This window comes from Pseudomonas sp. CGJS7 (genome assembly GCF_036961695.1).
This window is the reverse complement of the sequence record NZ_JBAMDI010000023.1, coordinates 1-19,682: the sequence shown is the minus strand read 5'-3', so window position 1 is coordinate 19,682 and position 19,682 is coordinate 1. Positions and strand designations below refer to the sequence as shown.

The window sequence follows — 19,682 nt, the reverse complement described above, 5'->3', positions numbered from 1 at the left end:
CTCGCCATGGCCTGGATTGGACATCGTTACCTGTTCGCCGCGCTGGCGGCCGCGATCGGCATCGGCGTGGCGGCCCATTGGTTGCGCAGCGACGCCGCGCAGGGCGACGGCACGCTGGCGCAGGCGCCATTGAGCAACACGCCCAAGGTCGATCCGGCCTTCATCATGGCGATCGACGACTCCGGCTCGATGAGTTTCGAGCGCACGCTGGTCGGAGGCGGTCCGGATACCCGCATCGGGTGGGATGCGAATTCCAGCCAGCCGAGCTTCTTCAACAGCGACGGGTCGTTCTACGACATCAGCCGAAGCTGCGCCGGAACCGACGAGAACACTTGCTACGTCTATGCGTTCCATCCACGCGGTCTGGTCTCGCCCGTGTTCGGCATCGGCCGGGTGATGCCGCCGCTGGAATCGCTGGGCTTCTTCCGTTCGCCGGCCTACAACCTGGCGTATTTCAATCCCGCGGTCACCTACCGCCCCTGGGCCAAGGCCGATGGTACGCGCCGGGAAAACGCCAATCCCAAGCAGGCCCGGGTCGACCCACGCATCAATGCGGCGGTGACGTACGCCTACGATTTGACCGATATCAGCCTGAGCATGGACAGGGCGACCGCCAACGGAAAGCCGGATGAATTTTTCCAGTTCCAGAAAGGCATGAGGCTGCCGCAGAACTTCCCGTACTACAGCAACGACGATTGCGGCGTCGGCCTGGAAATCGGCAAGGAAAGCACGCTCAAGACCAATATCGTGCTGCCCCGGCCCTGCCTGATCGCCATCCCCTTCTTCCACGCCACTTTTTACCTCAAGCCCGACCCGTCCAATCCCACCCAGCCCCAGGCGGGTCAGCTGCCGGCGGGCTACGGCTACAAGACGCCCACGCTCGCCGCCAACGCCGCCGGCCCCGGCAGGGCTTTGCTGAAATACGAAATCAAGTCAGGCAACTTCGACAGCACGGCGCAGTACGACGCGGCCATCCAGAATTTCGCCAACTGGTTCCAATACCGACGCACCCGCGCCCAGGCGATGATCGGCGCGTTGACCGACGCCTTTTCCGAAGTGGAGCGGCTGCGCGCCGGCTATCTTCAGTTCGAGGACGTCAAGAACAACAGCAATACCGTCATCCGCGACGTGTCTTCGGACGCCGATCGGGCGGCGTTGTTCGCCTCGTTCGAACGGCTGTGGCCGACACAGAACGCGACGATAAACCGCGACGCCGCCAAGCACATCGGCGAACAGTTCAAGAAATCCGAAGTCGGCGCGATCAAGTCCGCCTGCCAGAAGAACATCGGCCTGCTGTTCACCGACGGCTACACCACTCCGGTGAACTCGATCTACGACGGGGGACCGACCGGCTTCAACAACGCCGATGGCGACCTGGGCCCGCCGTTCGCCGACGGCTTCTCCAACACCCTGGCGGACATCGCAACCAGCTACTACCAGGGCAGCAATACGCCGTTGTCCACGGACTTCAAGCAGGGCCTGGTCCCGATCCCCGAAGAGTGCAGCAAGCCGAATCCGGACAAGCGCCTGGATTGCCAGAAGAACCTGCATGTGAATTTCTACGCCATCTCGCTGGGCGCCAACGGCGTGGCCTACCAGGAAGGCGCGCCGGCGGTCGCCGATCCGTACTCGGTCAACTACTATCTCTGGGGCAACCAGGATCCGCGCACCGTCGACGACGGCACCGTCATCGACGAACTGTGGCATGCGACGATCAACACCCGCGGCCGCTACATCAACGCCAAGAGCCCCGAGACCATCGCCGCGGCCCTGCGCGAGGTGCTGACCTATTCCAGCAGCACGTCCTCGCCTTCCAGCGCGATCGGCTCGACCGGCCCGCGCATCGGAAGCAACACGCTGGCGGTGCAGCCGAGCTATTTCGTCGCCAACAACGGAACCGACTGGTACGGAAAACTGGCGGCCCACAGCGTGAGCTACGACGCCGCCACGTCGCAGGCGGTGCTGACGCCGAAATGGAACGCGGAAACGCTGCTGGAGAACAGCCATGCTTCACGGTCCATCTATTTGAGCTGGCCGCCCTCCAACGGCGGCACCAAGCCGGCCACCTACCCCTTCGTCGCCGCCTCGTTCGGATCAGTCCCGAAGCCCGCGTTCGATGCCCTGTGCGTGGATCCGTTGAAGGTGGGAAGCTGCAACGGACAATGGGACAAACTCAACAACCCGAGCGTAGCGCAGATGATCGACTACCTGCGCGGCAGCCGCGCCGACGAGGGCGACGCCCTTGCCGGCCAGGTCAAGCTCCGCAAGCGCGGCAGCCTGCTCGGCGACATCGTCAATTCCGACGTACTGCTCACCACGCCGGCGGACGACTACGGTTATCGCGATCTGGTCGAAGGCGGCGTGGCCGACAAGCTCGACTACGCCTCATACCTGAAGCAGAAGATCGCCTCGCGCAAGACCATGGTCTACGTTGGCGCCAACGACGGCATGTTCCACGCCTTCCACGGCGATACCGGGGCCGAACTGTTCGGCTATATTCCGGTCACCTCGCTGGGGCACATGGCCAACCTGCTGTTCCCGTACGACCCGGCCCGCAGCTCGCAGTTGTTCCAGCACCGTTATTTCGTCGATGGCGCGGCAGTGGCGTCGGACGTCTACAGCGGCGGCTGGAAAACGGCGGTGGTGGCTTCCACCGGCGCCGGCGGCAAGAGCGTGTTCGCCCTGGATGTCACCAACGCCAGCGCCATTCCATCGGTGATGTGGGAGCTGACCTCGGCCACCACCAAGCTCGATGCCAACACCAACACCGCCATCGGCAACCGCATGGGCAACGTGCTCGGCCGTCCGGTCATCGTGCCGGTGCAAAGCCCGAGCGGCCCGCGCTGGAAGGCGATCTTCGGCAATGGCTACGGCAGCGCTTCGGGCAAGGGCGCGTTGATGATGGTCGACATGGACGGCAGCAGCGTCGTATCGATTCCGGTCGATGGCGCTGGCGCGGCCGGCAGCAACGGCCTTGGCAATATCGCTGTGCTCGACCGATGGCGGCCGGACGCCAAGGGCACCGGCTATATCCCTGGCCGCGACGGCATCGCCGATACCGCCTATGCCGGCGATCAGCGCGGCAACCTGTGGAAATTCGATCTGCGCAACAACACCGTGGCGTTTGCGGGCAAGCCGCTGTTCGTCGCCAGCGACAAGAACGGCGTGCGCCAGCCGATCACCGGCGGCCTGGAAGTCAGCCAGGCCGGGACCGGCGTCATGGTGATGTTCGGCACCGGCAGTTATGTGTTCAATGAAGATGCCGGCGATACTTCGGTACAAAGCGTTTACGGCATTCTCGATCGCGACGTTCCGGTGTCCGGGCGGTCGGAACTGCAGCCGCAGTACATCACCTCGGCCGACGGCGGCGCTCGCATCGGCACCCAGAACGTAGGCTCGATCGTCAAAAAGGGCTGGTATCTGGACCTGGGCGTGGATGCGGCGAAGAACGGCGCCACGACCGCCCTCGGCGAACGCGCGATCGGCTATCCGATCCTGCAGAACGGCGTGCTGTTCTTCCTGACCTACACCCCCAAGGCGTCGCAGGACAAGAACAGTTGCGCCTCCGGCGGCGTCAATCTCGTCTATGGCCTGGATGCGCTCAGCGGCGGCGCGCGCATGCAGGACATCAACATCAATTCGGTCGACGGCGCCAAGCCCAAGGGGGGAACCGCGGGGCTGGATGTCGGCACGGCCAACGCGGGTGCGCTGAAAGTCGTCACCAGCTTCGTAACCGCCGCATCCGGGCCGAGCGCATCCGCTTCGCCTACCGACTCGGCACAGACATCGCGCTGCTCGGCGGTCATACGCGTGGCCGGCGGCACCGACACCTGGTACATGCCACGGCCGTGCGGGCGTCAATCCTGGCGGCAAATCCGATGAGAACTTCGATCATGTCCCCTCGCCCCCGCGCGCGTGCGAACAGAGGTTTCACCTTGATGGAGCTGATGATCGCCCTGACGATCGTCAGCATCCTGGTCGGCATCGCGGTGCCGATCTATTCCGACGCCCAGCGCAAATCCCGGCGCGGGCAGGCCAAGGCCGATCTGGTCGAGGCGGCGCAGATGATGGAACGCTATTACTCGCTCAACAACAAATACAGCGATTCCACTCTCAAGGACATCTACGGCTACGCGCAATCGCCGCGCACCGGCGCGGCGCACTATGCCCTGGAGCTGAGCGCGGACGCCAAATCGTTCAAGATCACGGCCACGCCGTCGGCCGCCAGCGGACAAGCCAAGGACAAGTGCGGCACGCTCAGCCTCGATTCCAAGGGCGAGAAGACCGCCTCCGGCGTGAACTGCTGGGATTGAAAACGCCCGCACCGCCGCGGCGCGGGCGATCGCCGGCGGACCTGCATGGATCGCGGCGGCCGCGCGCCGGCCATGCCAGCGGCGGCGTTTTCCGATCGCGTTCGCGGCGAATTCCGACGGCGCCGGCCTGAGCATGCGCCTATCCTGGCGGCAAACCAGGATAGGGACATCCGATGAAGCATCACCAAGGTTTCAGCTCGCTCGAACTGCTGTGTTCGCTCGCCGTGCTCGCGCTGCTTGTTGCGCTTGCGGTAACCCAAACAGGCGAGGCGCTGGAGCGCGCGCGCATCGGACGCGTGTTGTCGACGCTGACCGAGAGCATCCTCGTCTCCAATCGCGCCGCGGTCGGCTCGGGCGCGACGAGCGTGCTTTGCCCGGTCGGCGCCGACGGTCTGTGCAACGACGCCTCCGATTGGAGCGGCGGCTGGATCGCGTTCGCCGACCACGATCACGACCGGGCGCTAAGTGACGGCGACGCCGTGATCGGCCGCTATCCCGCGCCGGGCGGCGGCCTGCGGATCTACAGCAACCAAGGGCGGCCGCGCCTGGTGCTGCATCCGCAAGGCGACAGCGCCGGCTCCAACCTCACCTTCACCTTGTGCGGGCCGCATGGATCCGCATCCAGGGCAGTGATCTCCAACGGCACGGCTTTGCGCGGCGAACGGGTCGTCGGAGCCCTGCCACCCCAGTGCCAGCGAAGCTGAACGGGGGTTTGCTCTCGGCGTTCCGCGACCATCCGCCCGTGCGAGGTTGCCGCGACGCCGTCGCGCCGCTCGCTCCAGCCTGCCGGCGGGACGGCTCTATCGCCACCGCATCCGGGTTAGACTGCCCGCCTCGCCCTTCCCCCAAAGGGCGCAGTCTTAGAATCGAATGTCCGAGGACGACAGTAGTACCCAAACGTCGGAACACCCCGAGAAACGGCGTTCCTGGCTCGACCGCATCAGCTCCGCGCTGTCGGGCGAACCCAGCTCCCGCGAAGACCTGGTCGAGTTGCTGCGCGATGCGCAATCCGACGGTCTGATCGCCGCCGATACCTTGCGCATGATGGAGGGCGCCATCGCGGTGTCCGACCTGACCGTCGGCGATGTGATGATTCCGCGCTCGCAGATGGTCGCGCTGCCGGCCGATGCCAAGTTTCTCGACCTGATGAAGATGGTGGTCGAGTCGGGCCACTCGCGCTTCCCCGTCCATGGCGACGACAAGGACGAGATCCTCGGCATTTTGTTGGCCAAGGATCTGCTGCGCGGCGTGGTCGCCGACAACGGCCCGGGCAGCATCCACGAGTTGTTGCGGCCGGCGGTGCTGATCCCCGAATCCAAGCGCCTGGATGTGCTGCTGCGCGAGTTCCGCCAGTCGCGCAATCACATGGCGATCGTGATCGACGAGCACGGCGGCGTCGCCGGATTGCTGACCATCGAGGACGTGCTGGAACAGATCGTCGGCGAGATCGACGATGAGCACGACGAGGCCGAGAACACCGATGCCTTGATCGCGGCGCAGGCCGACGGTCAGTACGTGGTGGATGCGTTGACGCCGATCGACGATTTCAACGAGCGCTTCGGCGCGGATTTCGACGACGACGAGTACGACACCATCGGCGGTCTGGTCACCGCGGCGATCGGGCATCTGCCCGAGGCCGGCGAGGAGTTGACCCTGGACCGGTTCGTGTTCCGGGTCGCCAGCGCCGATGCGCGGCGGGTGCATGCGTTTCATGTCGGGGTCTTGGGTAGCGCTTGAGGTTTCGGGCTGGTCTCATCCGGCCCTTCGCTGCCCTCATCCGCCCCTTCGGGGCACCTTCTCCCGTAAACGGGAGAAGGGAAGAGCTTAGCCCCGACCACGGCCGTCACGGCTGTTTACAATGACCGCCACCCGCCCCGTCGGATCCGGCCACCCGTGACCTCTTCTTTCCGCTTCGTCCGGCTCTACGCCCTGGCTGTCCTGCTGCTGATCCAATCCCTGGCCCACGCCAGCACGGAACCGACCGCCGATAAGACTTCCACGGCGGCTCCGACAGAAGCCGCCGCGGCCATGCAGACGCCATCGCCGGCCGCAGCCACCACTCCCAAAAACCCGCGCATCGGCATGGTCACCATGCAACCGGGCCAGGAATTCTGGTCGCGCTTCGGCCACGACGCGCTGGTGGTGCTGGACCAGGACACCGGCCAGGCGACTTCGTACAACTTCGGCTACTTCGACCCGAGCGAGCCCGATTTCATCCAGCGCTTCATCCGCAACGACATGCGCTATCGCCTGCTGGCGGTGCCGTTCGATCAGGACATGGCCCAATACGGCTACGAAGGCCGCGGCGTGTCGGTGCAGTGGCTGGACCTGACGCAGGCGCAAGCCGCCCAGTTGGCCGAGGCCCTGCGGGTCAATGCCCTGCCCGAGAACGCCTACTACCGTTATCAGTACTTCGACGACAACTGCGCCACCCGCGTGCGCGACGCCATCGACCGCACCCTGGGCGGCGCGCTGCGGCGCCAGAGCGAAGGCCGTTCGCACGGCAACACCCTGCGCAGCGAGGCGCTGCGGCTGTCCAAGCCCGATCTGTGGATGTGGGCCTCGCTCGACATCCTGCTGGGGCCGGAGTCGGACAAGCCGGTGCCGGTGTGGGCCGAGTCGTATGTGCCCAACCGCCTGGCCGCGGCCTTGCGCGAGGTCAAGACCGACCAAGGCCGGCCGCTGGTGCAGGCCGAGCGCGAGTTGCTGCCGCACCGGATCAGCCCGGACCCGGAAGCCACGCCGCTGCCGTGGTGGCCGTGGGCGCTGGCCGGACTGGCGTTGGCCGCGGCGCTGGCCTGGATCGGCGACCGCAGCCCGCGCGTGCTGGCGATCGCGGCGTTGCCGCTGTGGGGCCTGCTCGGCGTGATCGGCGTGCTGTTGGCCTATGTGTGGTTCGGCACCGGCCACAGCTACGGCTGGGCCAACCGCAATCTGCTGCTGTTCAACCCGCTGTGCCTGCTGCTGTGGTTCGGCGGCTGGCGCGCGTTGCGCGGGCGCGAGACCGGGCCGGTGTTCGTGTGGCTGACCGGGCTGGTGGCGTTGGGCGCGCTGGCGGCGTTGTTCCTGTATTGGCTGCCGGTGTATCCGCAGCGCAACGCGCATTGGATCGCGCTGTGGCTGCCGGTCCACGTGGGTCTGTGGTTCGGCTTCCGCAAAGCCGCCCGACTGCGCCTGGCCTGAGCGCTTGCCCCTGCGCGCGCGCGGGGGCAGGATTCGGCCATGAACGATCCTTCCCTACCCCAATGCGTCATCAATTGCGCGGCCTACGGCCGCGACGGCACCCGCCGCGACATCACCCTGGACCAGATCAGCGACGTGCTCGCGGTCGAGGACGGCAGTTTCGTCTGGGTCGGCCTGTACGAGCCCGACGAGGGCATCCTGGACAAACTGCAGGAAGAGTTCTGCCTGCACGATCTGGCGGTCGAGGACGCGCACAACGCGCACCAGCGGCCGAAGATCGAGGCTTACGGCAACTCGCTGTTCATCGCCATCCACACCGCGCAGAAGATCGACAACCGGATCCGCTTCGGCGAAACCCATATGTTCGTCGGGCCGCGTTATCTGGTGACCGTGCGTCACGGCGCCTCGATCAGCTACAAGGCCGCGCGCGCGCGCATGGAGCGCGAGAAGGATCTGCTCGAACACGGCCCGGGTGCAGGTCTGTACGCGGTGCTCGACAGCGTGGTCGACAACTTCATGCCGATCGTCGAGGGCTTCACCCAGGAGCTCAACGAACTGGAAAAGGACATCTTCGCCGAAGACTTCCACACCGAGACGGTGCGCGAGCTGTACGACCTCAAGCGCGAGCTGACCCGGCTGCGCATGGCGGTGTCGCCGTTGCAGGACATCCTCGGCCAACTCGCGCGCTCGCGCGGCGGCCTGATCGACGAAGAGATCCAACTGTATTTCCGCGACGTGCTCGATCACGCCGTGCGCATCAACGAAACCACCGACACCTTGCGCGAAATGCTGACCACCGCGGCCAGCGTGAACCTGTCGCTGGTGACCGTGCGTCAGGGCGAAACGGTCAAGCGCCTGGGCGCGTGGGCGGCGCTGCTGGCCGCGCCGACCTTGATCGCCAGTTGGTACGGGATGAACTTCGTGCACATGCCGGAGTTGCCGGGGCAATGGAGTTATGCGGTGTTGATCGGCGTGGTGATTACCGCGTGCGTGGTGTTGTACATCGGGTTCAAGCGGGCTAAGTGGCTTTAGCGATCGGCCTGTTGCAGGAGTTGCGCTCGCGACCTCGCGTTTACGCCGCACGCCGGATTTCGCGGTCGCAGCTTGCGCAGCTCCTACAGCGGCTGCGGCCGGGATCGTGGTTGCGTATCCGACTGTAGGAGCTGCGCGAGCTGCGACCGCGAAACCGCAGCGGCGAGGCATGCGCGGTTCGACGGTCAGTCACCACGCCCCCGTGCTCCCGAGGTCGTATCGCCCACGGCCCGCGGCGGCGGCCCCCTAAGACCAAAGTATCAACCCGTTTTCCGCCGGTTTGCCGCGCTGCGCATTGACCCGCCCGGCCGCAGGGGCGACGCTTCCGGTGGTCAAAACCGGGAGGGTCGTCATGAAAGGTGGTCTGGGCAAACTGGGCTGGGCGGCCCTCGCAGTACTCGGGGCGTTCTGCCTCGGCACGATCGCGCTGCGGCGCGGCGAGCACATCAACGCGTTGTGGATCGTGGTCGCGGCGGTGTCGATCTATCTGGTCGCGTACCGCTACTACTCCCTGTTCATCGCCAACAAGGTGATGCAGCTCGATCCGACCCGGGCCACGCCCGCGGTCATCAACAACGACGGTCTGGACTATGTGCCGACCAATAAACACGTGCTGTTCGGCCACCACTTCGCCGCGATCGCCGGCGCCGGTCCGCTGGTCGGCCCGGTGCTGGCCGCGCAGATGGGCTATCTGCCCGGTCTGCTGTGGCTGATCGTCGGCGTGGTGCTGGCCGGGGCGGTCCAGGATTTCATGGTCCTGTTCGTCTCCAGCCGCCGCAACGGCCGTTCGCTCGGCGATCTGGTGCGCGAGGAAATGGGCCGCGTGCCCGGCACCATCGCGTTGTTCGGCGCGTTCCTGATCATGATCATCATCCTGGCGGTGCTGGCGATGATCGTGGTCAAGGCGCTGGCGGAAAGCCCCTGGGGCATGTTCACGGTGATGGCGACCCTGCCGATCGCGGTGCTGATGGGCGTGTACATGCGCTACATCCGCCCGGGCAAGATCGGCGAGATTTCGGTGGTCGGCCTGATCCTGCTGCTGGCGGCGATCTGGTACGGCGGCGTGATCGCGGCCGACCCGGTGTGGGGCCCGCGCTTCACCTTCACCGGCACCCAGATCACCTGGATGCTGATCGGCTACGGCTTCGTCGCCGCGGTACTGCCGGTGTGGCTGGTGCTGGCGCCGCGCGATTACCTGTCCACTTTCCTGAAGATCGGCACCATCATCGCGCTGGCGATCGGCATCGTCATCGTCATGCCCGATCTGCGCATGCCGGCGCTGACCCAATTCACCGACGGCACCGGCCCGGTGTGGAAGGGCGGGCTGTTCCCGTTCTTGTTCATCACCATCGCCTGCGGCGCGGTCTCGGGCTTCCACGCGCTGATTTCCTCGGGCACCACGCCCAAGCTGCTGGCCAATGAATCGCACATGCGCTACATCGGCTACGGCGGCATGTTGATGGAATCCTTCGTCGCGATCATGGCGCTGGTGGCGGCCTCGGTGATCGATCCGGGCGTGTACTTCGCCATGAACAGCCCGGCCGCGCTGGTCGGCACAGACGTGCACGCGGTGGCGCAGACGATTTCCAGTTGGGGCTTCGCGGTCACACCGGAGGTGTTGGAGACCACCGCCAAGGACATCGGCGAACACACCATCCTGGCCCGCGCCGGCGGCGCGCCGACGCTCGCGGTGGGCATCGCCCAGATCCTGCACAACGTGTTGCCGGGCGAGAACACGATGGCGTTCTGGTATCACTTCGCGATTCTGTTCGAGGCCTTGTTCATCCTGACCGCGGTCGATGCGGGCACCCGCGCCGGCCGTTTCATGCTGCAGGACTTGCTCGGCAGCTTCGTGCCGTCGCTGCGCCGCACCGAAGCCTGGGGACCGAACCTGATCGCCACCGCCGGTTGCGTCGCGCTGTGGGGTTACTTCCTGTACCAGGGCGTGATCGATCCGTTGGGCGGCATCAACACCTTGTGGCCGTTGTTCGGCATCGCCAACCAGATGCTCGCCGGCATCGCGCTGATGCTGTGCACGGTGGCGTTGTTCAAGATGAAGCGCGACCGCTATGCGTGGGTCACCATCGTCCCGGCGGCGTGGCTGCTGATCTGCACCAGCACCGCCGGTTTCATCAAGATCTTCGACAGCAACCCGGCGGTGGGCTTCCTGGCGCAGGCGCACAAGTACAGCGCGGCCATCGCCAAGGGCGAGGTGGTGGCGCCGGCCAAGAGCATCGATCAGATGCAGCAGATCATGGTCAACAGCTACGTCAACACCGGGCTGACGGCGTTGTTCCTGTTCGTGGTGTTCAGCGTGCTGATCTATTCGATCGGCGCGGTGATGAAGGCGCGCGCGAATCCGCAACGCAGCGACCGCGAATCGCCGTACGTGGCGTTGACCCCCAGCCAAATGGCGGACCTGTGACATGGGCACCGAACTCGTACCCGCCAGCCAGTATCAGCTCTACAAACGCACCTGGCGCCGCCTGGTGCAGACCGCGCGGCTGTGTTGCGGGGTGCCGGACTACGACAACTACGTCCGGCATCTGATGGAGAAGCATCCGGAGCGGCCGATTCCGGATTACGCGACGTTCTTCCGCCAGCGCCAGCAGGCGCGGTATGGCGGCGGGCGGATCGGGTGTTGTTGACACCGGCGTAACCGCTCGCCGCAAACCAAAAGGGCCGCCCGAAGGCGGCCCTTTTCTTATCTGGTTCGGGCGAAGACGGACCGCAACACTGCGCCGCTCCTACAGTCGGGCTTCAGGCCGGCGATGCGCCTGCAAGAGAACGCAAGGTGATGCCGACGACGTACGCCAGGCCCGTTCCGGTGGCGTAGCCCAAGGTACCGAGCAACGCCCCCACCGGCGCCAGCGACGGATGGAACGCCGACGCCACCACCGGCGCCGAAGCCGGCCCGCCGATGTTGCTTTGCGAGCCGATCGCGAAATAGAAGAACGGCACCCGCAGCAAGCGGCCGACGCCCCACAGGATCAGGATGTGCACGATGATCCAGATCAGCCCCAGCGCGAACAGCCACGGCTTGTCGAGCAAGGCCAGGATGTCCATCTGCAGGCCGATGCAGGCGATCAGGAAATACAGCAGCAGGCTGCCGATCTTCGACGCGCCCGCGCCTTCCAGCTCGCGCGCGCGGGTGAAGCTCAGCGCCAGTCCGGCGAAAGTCGATACCGCCACCACCCAGAAGAACGGCTCGTGCAGGCTCACCGTGCGCGCCCACGACACGTTGGCGGCGAACCACGCCGACACCGGACCGGCGATCGCGTGGGCCAGTCCGACCACGCCGAAAGCGATGCCGACGATCATCGCCAGATCGCTGAGGCTGGCCACGCGCTGGTGCTGGGCCTGGAATTTTTCGATCCGTTGCTTGAGCTCCTCGATCCCGCGGGTGTCGGCGCCGCTGCGTTCGTCGATCTGCTTGGCGCGGCTGGCGAGGAAGATCAACGCCGCCATCCACACGTAACCGACGCCGACATCGACCACCGCGAACTGGCCGAAGGTGGTCGCATCGACCTGGAAGATCTCCTTCATCGCCAGCATGTTGGCGCCGCCGCCGATCCAGCTGCCGGCCAGCGCAGCCATGCCGCCCCAGGTGTCGCCGGCCACGGTTTCCGGATGGAACGCGCGCATCGCCACGAACGCGACGATGGCGCCGAGCATCACGCTGAGCGAGGAGACCGCGTACATCAGCAACAGTTTCGGGCCGAGCTTGAGCACGCCCTTGAGGTCGATGGTCAAGGTCAGCAGCACCAGCGCCGCCGGCAGCAGCACGCGGCTGGCGACGGGGTTGTAGAGCTTGGTGTTCTGCCCGTCGACCAGGCCGACGGTGTTGTAGATGCCGGGCAGAAAATAGCACAGCAGCAGCGCCGGCACGAAGGTGTAGAACTTCTTCCAGAACCCGGTCTGCTTCGACGAGGTCCAGAACACCAGACCGAGGGTGGCGGCGATCAGGCCGAGGACGACGATGTCGTTGCTGATGAGCGCCGTGCGGGCGGTGTCGGGCATGCGGGGTTCCACTGGGCGAAGGCGTTCTCGCTTTTACTGTGATCGGCGCGCGTGGGCAAGGGCCGGCGGTGTGGGGGCGCGGGTTCAGGTGCGAAGCCGTCGTCTGCCTGTCGCGAGGTCGCGCGCGGCGCGGCTGCCTTTCAGCGCGCGCGGAGAAAGACGCCCCCTTTGAAAAAGGGGGCTGCGCGTTGCGTGGTTCGAAGCCGAGGTTGCAGTCGGCGCGTGGGGGATTTGCTTGGGGTGCTGCAGAAGCAAATCCCCCCTAGCCCCCCTTTTTCAAAGGGGGGAACAGCACGGGCATGGCTATTCCATCGCGCGCAGAAAAATACGCCCCCTTTGAAAAAGGGGGCTGCGCGTTGCGTGGTTCGAAGCCGAGGTTGCAGTCGGCGCGTGGGGGATTTGCTCGGGGTGCTGCAAAAGCAAATCCCCCCTAGCCCCCCTTTTTCAAAGGGGGGAACAGCACGGGCATGGCTATTCAATCGCGCGCGGAGAAAGACGCCCCCTTTGAAAAAGGGGGCTGCGCGTTGCGTTGTGCGAAGCCGAGGCTGCAATCGGCGCGCGGGGGATTTGCTCGGGGTGCTGCAAAAGCAAATCCCCCCTAGCCCCCTTTTTCAAAGAGGGGAACGGCATGGGGCGTTTTCTGAGGGGGAAACAAAACGGGCGCGGTCTTCGACCGCGCCCGCTTCGATCGCAACAGCCCGCTTACTGGCCGATATGCTGCTTCAACCACCCATTGACCGTGTCGTGCCACAGCACGCTGTTCTGCGGCTTGAGCACCCAATGGTTCTCATCGGGGAAGTACAGGAACTTCGACTCGATGCCCTGACGCTGCAACGCCGTAAACACGCCCAACCCCTGCTCGACCGGAATGCGGAAGTCCTGCTGGCCATGAATCACCAGCATCGGCACCTTCCAATCCTTGACGTGATTGACCGGGTTGAACTTCTCGTAGTTGGCCGGCTTGTCGTACGGCGTGCCGCCCTGCTCCCACTCGGTGAACCACAGTTCTTCGGTGGCGTAACCCATCATCCGCTGGTCGAACACGCCGTCGTGGCTGACCAGGCACTTCCACGGCTGCTGCCAGTTGCCGGCGATCCAGTTGACCATGAAGCCGCCGTACGACGCGCCCAGCGCGCAGGCCTTGTCGCCGTTGAGGAAGGAATACTTCTTCTGCGCCGCGGCCCAACCCTTCTGCAAATCTTCCAGCGGGCGGTCGCCCCAGTGCTGGCTGATCGCGTCGGTGAAGGCCTGGCCGTAACCGGTGGAGCCGTGGAAGTCGATCATCACCACCGCGTAGCCCTGACCGGCATAGGTCTGCGGGTTCCAGCGATAGCTCCAGCCGTTGCCGAAGCTGCCCTGCGGGCCGCCGTGGATCAGGAACGCGACCGGATAGGTCTTGCCTTCCTGATAGTTCCACGGCTTGACCACATAGCCGTGCACGGTGTCGCCGTTCCAGCCCTTGAAGTCGAACTGTTCGAAGTCGCCGAAACGCACGTTGGGCAGCAGCTCGCCCGCGCTCGGGGTGATCGCGCGCTCGGGCGCGCCGTCCAGGCCGCCGACGAAGATCTGGTCGCCGCTCTTGAGCGTGTTGCGGGTGAAGGCGAAGGTCTTGCCGGCGAGCGTCGGCGAATTGATGGTGCCGTCGGCGATCAGGCGGGTGGCCTTGCCGCTGGCGATGTCGACGCCGAACAACGGCTGCTGGCCGAGGTCTTCGGTGGTGGTGTAGATGGTCTTGCCGTCGGCCGACAACACGATGTTGGACGCCGAACGGTCCCAGGCCGGAGCGATTTCGCGCGCCTTGCCGCTGGCCAGGTCGAGCTCCATCAGGCCGAAGCGGTCGGCCTCGAAGCCCGGACGCTTCATCGCCCGGTAGTACAGGGTCTTGCCGTCCGCGCCGAACACCGCGCCGGTGTCCCAGGCGGGATTGGCGGCGGTCAGGTTCTTGGCCGCGCCGCCGTCGGCGCCGACCAGATACAGGTCGAAGTTGGTCGACCACGGTTCCTGGGCGTCGGCCTTGCGCGCGCTGAACACCAGCGACTGGCCGTCGGGCGACCAGGTGTATTCGCTGCTGTCGCCGAACGGACGCGAGGGCACGTCGCCGATCACCTCACCGCTGACCAGCTTGGCGGTGGATGCGGTCTTGCCCGCGGCCGGCAGTTCGGTCACGAACAAACGGTTCAAGCGGCCGTCGTTCCACGCGTCCCAGTGGCGCACGAACATGCGGTCGAACACCTTGCCGGTGGCCTTGTTCTTCTCGGCCGCATCGAGCTTCTTCTTGCTGCAAGCCAGGTCCGCCGCGCACTCGGCATACGCCTCGGCGTTGAACGCGATGCGCTTGCCGTTGGGCGAAATCTGGAAGCCGCCGACGTCGCCGTCGAACGCGGTGATCTGCTTGGGGGTGCCGCCGCTCAGCGGCAGCGCATACAGCTGCGAGCTGCCGCCCTTGCTGCTGAGGAAGTACACGGTCTTGCCGTCGGGCGAAAACGCCGGCGAATTGACGTTCCAGCCTTCCGGGGTGAAACGCTGCGGCGGCGCTGCGTCGCGGGCGAACAGATCCTCGATCCACAACGAGGTCGACGACTTGTTGGCGGCGAAATCGACCGCGCGCTTGGCGAACACCAGCTTGCGCCCGTCCGGCGACAGCGTCGGCGAGGAGAAGCGGTCCATGCTGGCCAGATCGCGGATCTGCAATCCCTGCGGCGCGGGCGGCGAAAGCGAGAACGCCGGCGCGGACGCGCAGGCCAGAATCAGGGCCACCGGCAGGAGTTTGTGGCGGGGTGTCATGGTCGAACCTCGTGCGTTAGATGTTGCGTTGAGCCCGGCGCGTTGAAGCACTGCGCGCGGACGCGCCAATGCGAAAGACCGATACGGCCAAAGCGAACGGCCCGGCATCGCTGCCGGGCCGTCGCCGAAAACTTAAGCTTGCGGCGTCGAAGCGCCCTTGGTGCTGCGGTAGAACACCGCCACCACCACCGCCAACACCGCCAGACCGACCAGCGGGCCGAAGTGGAAGTTCTCCGGCAGCGCCAGCACGTTGCGATTGCTGGTGATCACGATCGGGAAGGCGATGGCGATACCCATCAGCGCCTCGCCGGTGATCAGGCCGGCGGCGAACAAGGTGCCCGGACGGTGCACGCGGTCGCTTTCCTCTTCGCTGCTGTTCGCGGTCAAGCCGCGACGGCGGCCGACGATGTGCGAGAGCAGACCGCCGAGGAAGATCGGCACCATCAGTTCCAGCGGCAGGTAGATGCCGATCGCCGCGGCCAGCACCGGCACCCGGAACTTGGCCTTGCGCGACTTCAGCCATTCGTCGAAGGCGATGATGACCGCGCCGATGCCGGCGCCGATGCCGATCATCGTCCACGGCAGTTCGCCGCCGAACAACCCCTTGGCCACCGAGGCCATCAAGGTGGCCTGCGGAGCGGCCAGCGAGTTGGGATGCTCCGGCGTCGGCGCGCCGATGCCGTAAGCGGCGGCGAGCAGGTTCAGCACCGGCGCCATGATCAGCGCGCAGGAGAACGCGCCGATGCCCAGCATCAGCTGCTGCTTCCACGGCGTGGCGCCGACGATGTAACCGGCCTTGAGGTCTTGCAGGTTGTCGCCGCCGACCGCCGCCGCGCAGCACACCACCGCGCCGATCATGATCGCGGCGACCGCGCCGATGGGCGAGTCGCGGCCCAGCATCAGCACCAGCACCGCCGAGGCGAACAGGATGGTGGAGATGGTGATGCCCGAGACCGGGTTGTTGGACGAACCGATCAGGCCGGCCAGGTACGCCGACACCGACACGAACAGGAAGCCGGCGACGATCATGATGATGGTCATCGGCACGCTGACGAACCAGTTGCCGACGATGGCCTGGTACAGCAGCAGCAACGGCAGCACGAAGCCGACCAACGCGACCAGCATCCACTTCATCGGCAGGTCGCGGTCGGTCTCGGCGACTTCGCCGACCGACGCGCTCTTGCGCGCCGCGGCCAGGCCGCTCTTGACGCCCGACAGCAGCGACTTGCGCAGCGAGAACAGCGTCCACACGCCGCCGATCAACATCGTGCCGACGCCGAGGTAACGCACCTTGGCCGACCAGATCGCGCCGCCGATGTCGGCCGCGCCGGCGCCGGCGATCTTCGCCGCCAGTCCCGGATCGGAGTCGAGGAAGAACATGTGGTAGATCGGAATCGCGAACTGCCACGACAGGATCGAACCGGACACCACCACGATGCCGACGTTGAGGCCGACGATGTAGCCCACGCCGATCAGCGCCGGCGACAGGTTGGTGCCCATGTAGCCCAGGTACTTGCCCATGAAGCCGGAGATCACCGCGTTGTCGGGGATCAGCTTCATGCCGCTTTCGGCGGCGACCTTGAGCACCGCGCCGATACCCGCGGCCAGGCCGAGGATCTTCATGCCCGGGCCCGGGTTCTCGCCGGCCTTGAGCACTTCGGCCGCGGCCTTGCCTTCGGGGAACGGCAGCGGGTCTTCGACGATCATCGAACGGCGCAGCGGCACCGAGAACAGCACGCCGAGCAGGCCGCCGAGGCCGGCGATGGCCAGCACCCACGAGTAACGGAAGTCTTGCCAGTAGCCCAGGATCACCAGCGCGGGGATGGTGAAGATCACGCCGGCGGCGATCGAGGAGCCGGCCGAGGCGCCGGTCTGGACGATGTTGTTCTCCAGGATGGTGCCGCCGCCGAGCAGGCGCAGCACGGCCATGGAGATCACCGCGGCCGGGATCGCGGTGGCGATGGTCAGGCCGGCGAACAGGCCCAGGTAAGCGTTGGCGGCGGCCAGGATCACCGCCAGAACGACGGAGAGCAGGACGGCGCGGAAGGTCAATTGGGGCTGCTTGGCGGCTGAGGCCATCGGCGTCTCCATCGCGGTTGATCGGGCGTGCGGCGGCGTATGCGGGTCGCGGCCGGACGGGGCTGGCGGCGAGGCAATCCGCCGATGATCGCATCCGTCGCGCCCACATGTAAAAGTGCAGTGCGGCAAAAAGCGGGATTGGGCAAATCAGCCGAGGAGGCTGACGGGGGCTGAATTTCCAAGGGATTAGGGGAAAACGCAGTTGGCCTGCCCTCACCCCAGCCCTCTCCCGCAAGCGGGAGAGGGAGCCCAAGCGCGAGCCCTTCTCCCGCTTGCGGCGCCCGCAGGGTGTGCAAGGCTGAGAAGGTGGCCGACAGGCCGGATGAGGGCCGCCCCCACCCCCGCGCCCTATACTCCCGCCTCCCGGCCCATCCCAGGGACCGAAGAGAATCCGCACGTGCCCGCAGTCAGCACCGCACCGCTCCCGGCCGCCGCGCCGCCCGAGGACGACTTCCTCGGCCACCCCAAGGGCCTGTACGTCTGCTTCTTCACCGAAATGTGGGAGCGCTTCTCCTTCTACGGGATGAAGGCGCTGCTGCTGTTGTACCTGCTCAAGTACCACCTGTTCGGCGACGACGCCGGCTACGACCTGATCGGCGCGTACGGCGGCCTGGTCTACGCGGTGCCGGTGATCGGCGGCCTGATCGCCGACCGCTATCTGGGCATGCGCAAGGCGGTGGTGCTGGGCGCGGTGCTGCTGGTGCTGGGCCATCTGGGCATGGCCTACGAGGGCCACGCCGCGCAGATGGTCAACGGCAAGGTGGTGCGCGACGAAGTCGCCATGCAGGTGTTCTACCTGTCGTTGGCGCTGATCATCGCCGGCGTCGGTTTCCTCAAGCCCAACATCTCCACCATCGTCGGCAAGCTCTACGCGATAGACGATCCGCGCCGCGACTCGGGCTTCACCCTGTTCTATGCCGGCATCAACGTCGGCGCGCTGTTCTCCTCGCTGATCTGCGCCTTCCTCGGCGAGACCTACGGCTGGAAGTACGGCTTCGGCGCCGCCGGCATCGGCATGGTCGCCGGCCTGGCGACGTTCCTGTGGGGCCAGCGCTACCTGCGCGGCCACGCCGAACCCGCCGATCCGGCCAGCCTGCGCGAGAAGGTCAACGGCCTCTCGCGCGAGGCCTGGATTTACCTGGGCAGCGCCGGCGGCGTGCTGGTGCTGTGGGGCACGATCCAGTTCGCCTCCAAGGTCACCCTGCAACTGGGCGATATCAGCTTCACCGCCGCGCTCGGGATCATGCTGGCGACGCTGCTGGTGTTCCTGATCTGGTTCTTCGGCTTCATCGCCCGCCAGTGCAGCAAACAGCAGCGCGAGCAGATGCTGGCGCTGGTGGTGCTGATCCTGGCGGTGCTGATCTTCTTCACCCTGTACGAGCAGACCTACGGCTCGTGGGTGACCTTCAACGACCGGCTGATGACCAAGGACATGTTCGGCGTGGCCGTCGGCGCCGACTACAAGCCGCCGCTGCCGTGGTCGCTGTTCTCGATGGCCGCCAGCCCGCTGCTGATGGTCGCCGCGCTGATGGCCAGCGATCGCGGCCGCGCCGGTCTGGCCAATGGCCTGGTCGCGCTGCTGGTACTGGGCCTGGCCGCGGCCACCGCCCACGACGTGGTGCTGGTGCCGCAGACCGCCGGTTCGCTGACCTACCTGGGGCCGTTCTTCCTGGTGGTGCTGGCGCCGCTGTTCTCGTGGCTGTGGCCGTGGCTGGCGCGGCGCGGGCGCAACCCGAGCAAGCCGGTGACGATGTCCTGGGGCCTGATTCTGGCCGGGCTTTCGTTCCTGCCGCTGGTCGCGGCGGCCAAGGTGTCCGGCGGCGGCGAGATGGCCAGCGTGTGGTATCTGGTGCTGGCTTACTTCGTGCTCGAAGTCGGCGAGATGTGCCTGTCGCCGCTGGGCATGTCGGCGGTGACGCAGTTGTCGGTGGCGCGCGTGGTCGGGCTGATGATGGGCGCGTTCTGGCTGTCGACCGCGTTCTCGGAAGTGTTGGCGGCGCAGTTGGCCAAGATCGCCTCGGTCGAAATCCCCGAAGGCGGCGCGATCGACATGGCCGCCGCTTCGCTCAAGTACGGCGAATTGTTCTCGATGCTGACTTGGCTCGGGATCGGCTCGGGCGTGGTGTTCTTGTTGCTGTCGCCGTGGTTGAAGCGGTGGATGCACGGGGTGAAGTGAGCGCATTGGCTCGGTCTGAAACGAACAACGGCGCCGTGCAGGCGCCGTTGTTCGTTTTGGGGTGGCGATTTCGAAGCGATCTGGACAGTTCGCGG

At 66.1% G+C, this 19,682-nt stretch carries 12 protein-coding genes; 9 read left to right on the top strand and 3 right to left on the bottom strand.

The window, feature by feature from the left end; genetic code table 11:
* Nucleotides 1-6 precede the first annotated feature (6 nt).
* The 8 genes from V7787_RS16055 to V7787_RS16020 all read left to right on the top strand — a co-directional run bounded on the left by V7787_RS16055 (nt 7) and on the right by V7787_RS16020 (nt 11,176).
* Entirely contained in the window at nt 7-3,882 is a 3,876-nt protein-coding gene (locus V7787_RS16055; protein ID WP_336088603.1) for a pilus assembly protein, read from the top strand.
* An 11-nt stretch (nt 3,883-3,893) separates the two neighbouring features.
* Nucleotides 3,894-4,313: a type IV pilin protein gene (locus V7787_RS16050; protein ID WP_336088602.1), complete on the top strand. Its 420-nt coding sequence runs from the start codon at nt 3,894-3,896 to the stop codon at nt 4,311-4,313.
* Nucleotides 4,314-4,486: 173 nt separating this feature from the next.
* On the top strand, nt 4,487-5,017 hold the full coding sequence (locus V7787_RS16045; RefSeq protein WP_336088601.1) for a GspH/FimT family protein: 531 nt from the start codon (nt 4,487-4,489) through the stop codon (nt 5,015-5,017).
* A gap of 166 nt (nt 5,018-5,183) precedes the next feature.
* On the top strand, nt 5,184-6,050 hold the full coding sequence (locus tag V7787_RS16040; protein ID WP_336088600.1) for an HlyC/CorC family transporter: 867 nt from the start codon (nt 5,184-5,186) through the stop codon (nt 6,048-6,050).
* Between the two features lie 156 nt (nt 6,051-6,206).
* Nucleotides 6,207-7,496: a lipoprotein N-acyltransferase Lnb domain-containing protein gene (locus tag V7787_RS16035; protein ID WP_336088599.1), complete on the top strand. Its 1,290-nt coding sequence runs from the start codon at nt 6,207-6,209 to the stop codon at nt 7,494-7,496.
* A 39-nt stretch (nt 7,497-7,535) separates the two neighbouring features.
* Nucleotides 7,536-8,528 carry a magnesium and cobalt transport protein CorA gene (locus V7787_RS16030; protein ID WP_336088598.1) on the top strand — a complete coding sequence of 331 codons (993 nt, stop codon included), beginning with the start codon at nt 7,536-7,538 and terminating at the stop codon, nt 8,526-8,528.
* 352 nt (nt 8,529-8,880) lie between these two features.
* Nucleotides 8,881-10,953, top strand: a complete 2,073-nt coding sequence (locus tag V7787_RS16025; RefSeq protein WP_336088597.1) for a carbon starvation CstA family protein — start codon at nt 8,881-8,883, stop codon at nt 10,951-10,953.
* A 1-nt stretch (nt 10,954) separates the two neighbouring features.
* Nucleotides 10,955-11,176: a YbdD/YjiX family protein gene (locus V7787_RS16020; RefSeq protein WP_336088596.1), complete on the top strand. Its 222-nt coding sequence runs from the start codon at nt 10,955-10,957 to the stop codon at nt 11,174-11,176.
* A 112-nt stretch (nt 11,177-11,288) separates the two neighbouring features.
* Here the strand turns inward: V7787_RS16020 and V7787_RS16015 are convergent, their stop codons facing one another.
* The 3 genes from V7787_RS16015 to V7787_RS16005 form a co-directional block, all read right to left on the bottom strand.
* Nucleotides 11,289-12,548: a DUF819 family protein gene (locus tag V7787_RS16015; protein WP_336088595.1), complete on the bottom strand. Its 1,260-nt coding sequence runs from the start codon at nt 12,546-12,548 to the stop codon at nt 11,289-11,291.
* A 702-nt stretch (nt 12,549-13,250) separates the two neighbouring features.
* A complete protein-coding gene (locus V7787_RS16010) occupies nt 13,251-15,332 on the bottom strand; it encodes a S9 family peptidase (protein WP_336088594.1) in 2,082 nt (693 codons plus the stop codon).
* Nucleotides 15,333-15,464: 132 nt separating this feature from the next.
* Entirely contained in the window at nt 15,465-17,411 is a 1,947-nt protein-coding gene (locus tag V7787_RS16005) for an OPT family oligopeptide transporter (RefSeq protein WP_336088593.1), read from the bottom strand.
* Between the two features lie 397 nt (nt 17,412-17,808).
* Between V7787_RS16005 and V7787_RS16000 the strand changes: the two genes are divergently transcribed.
* A complete protein-coding gene (locus tag V7787_RS16000; protein ID WP_336088592.1) occupies nt 17,809-19,587 on the top strand; it encodes a peptide MFS transporter in 1,779 nt (592 codons plus the stop codon).
* The last annotated feature ends 95 nt before the right edge of the window (nt 19,588-19,682 follow it).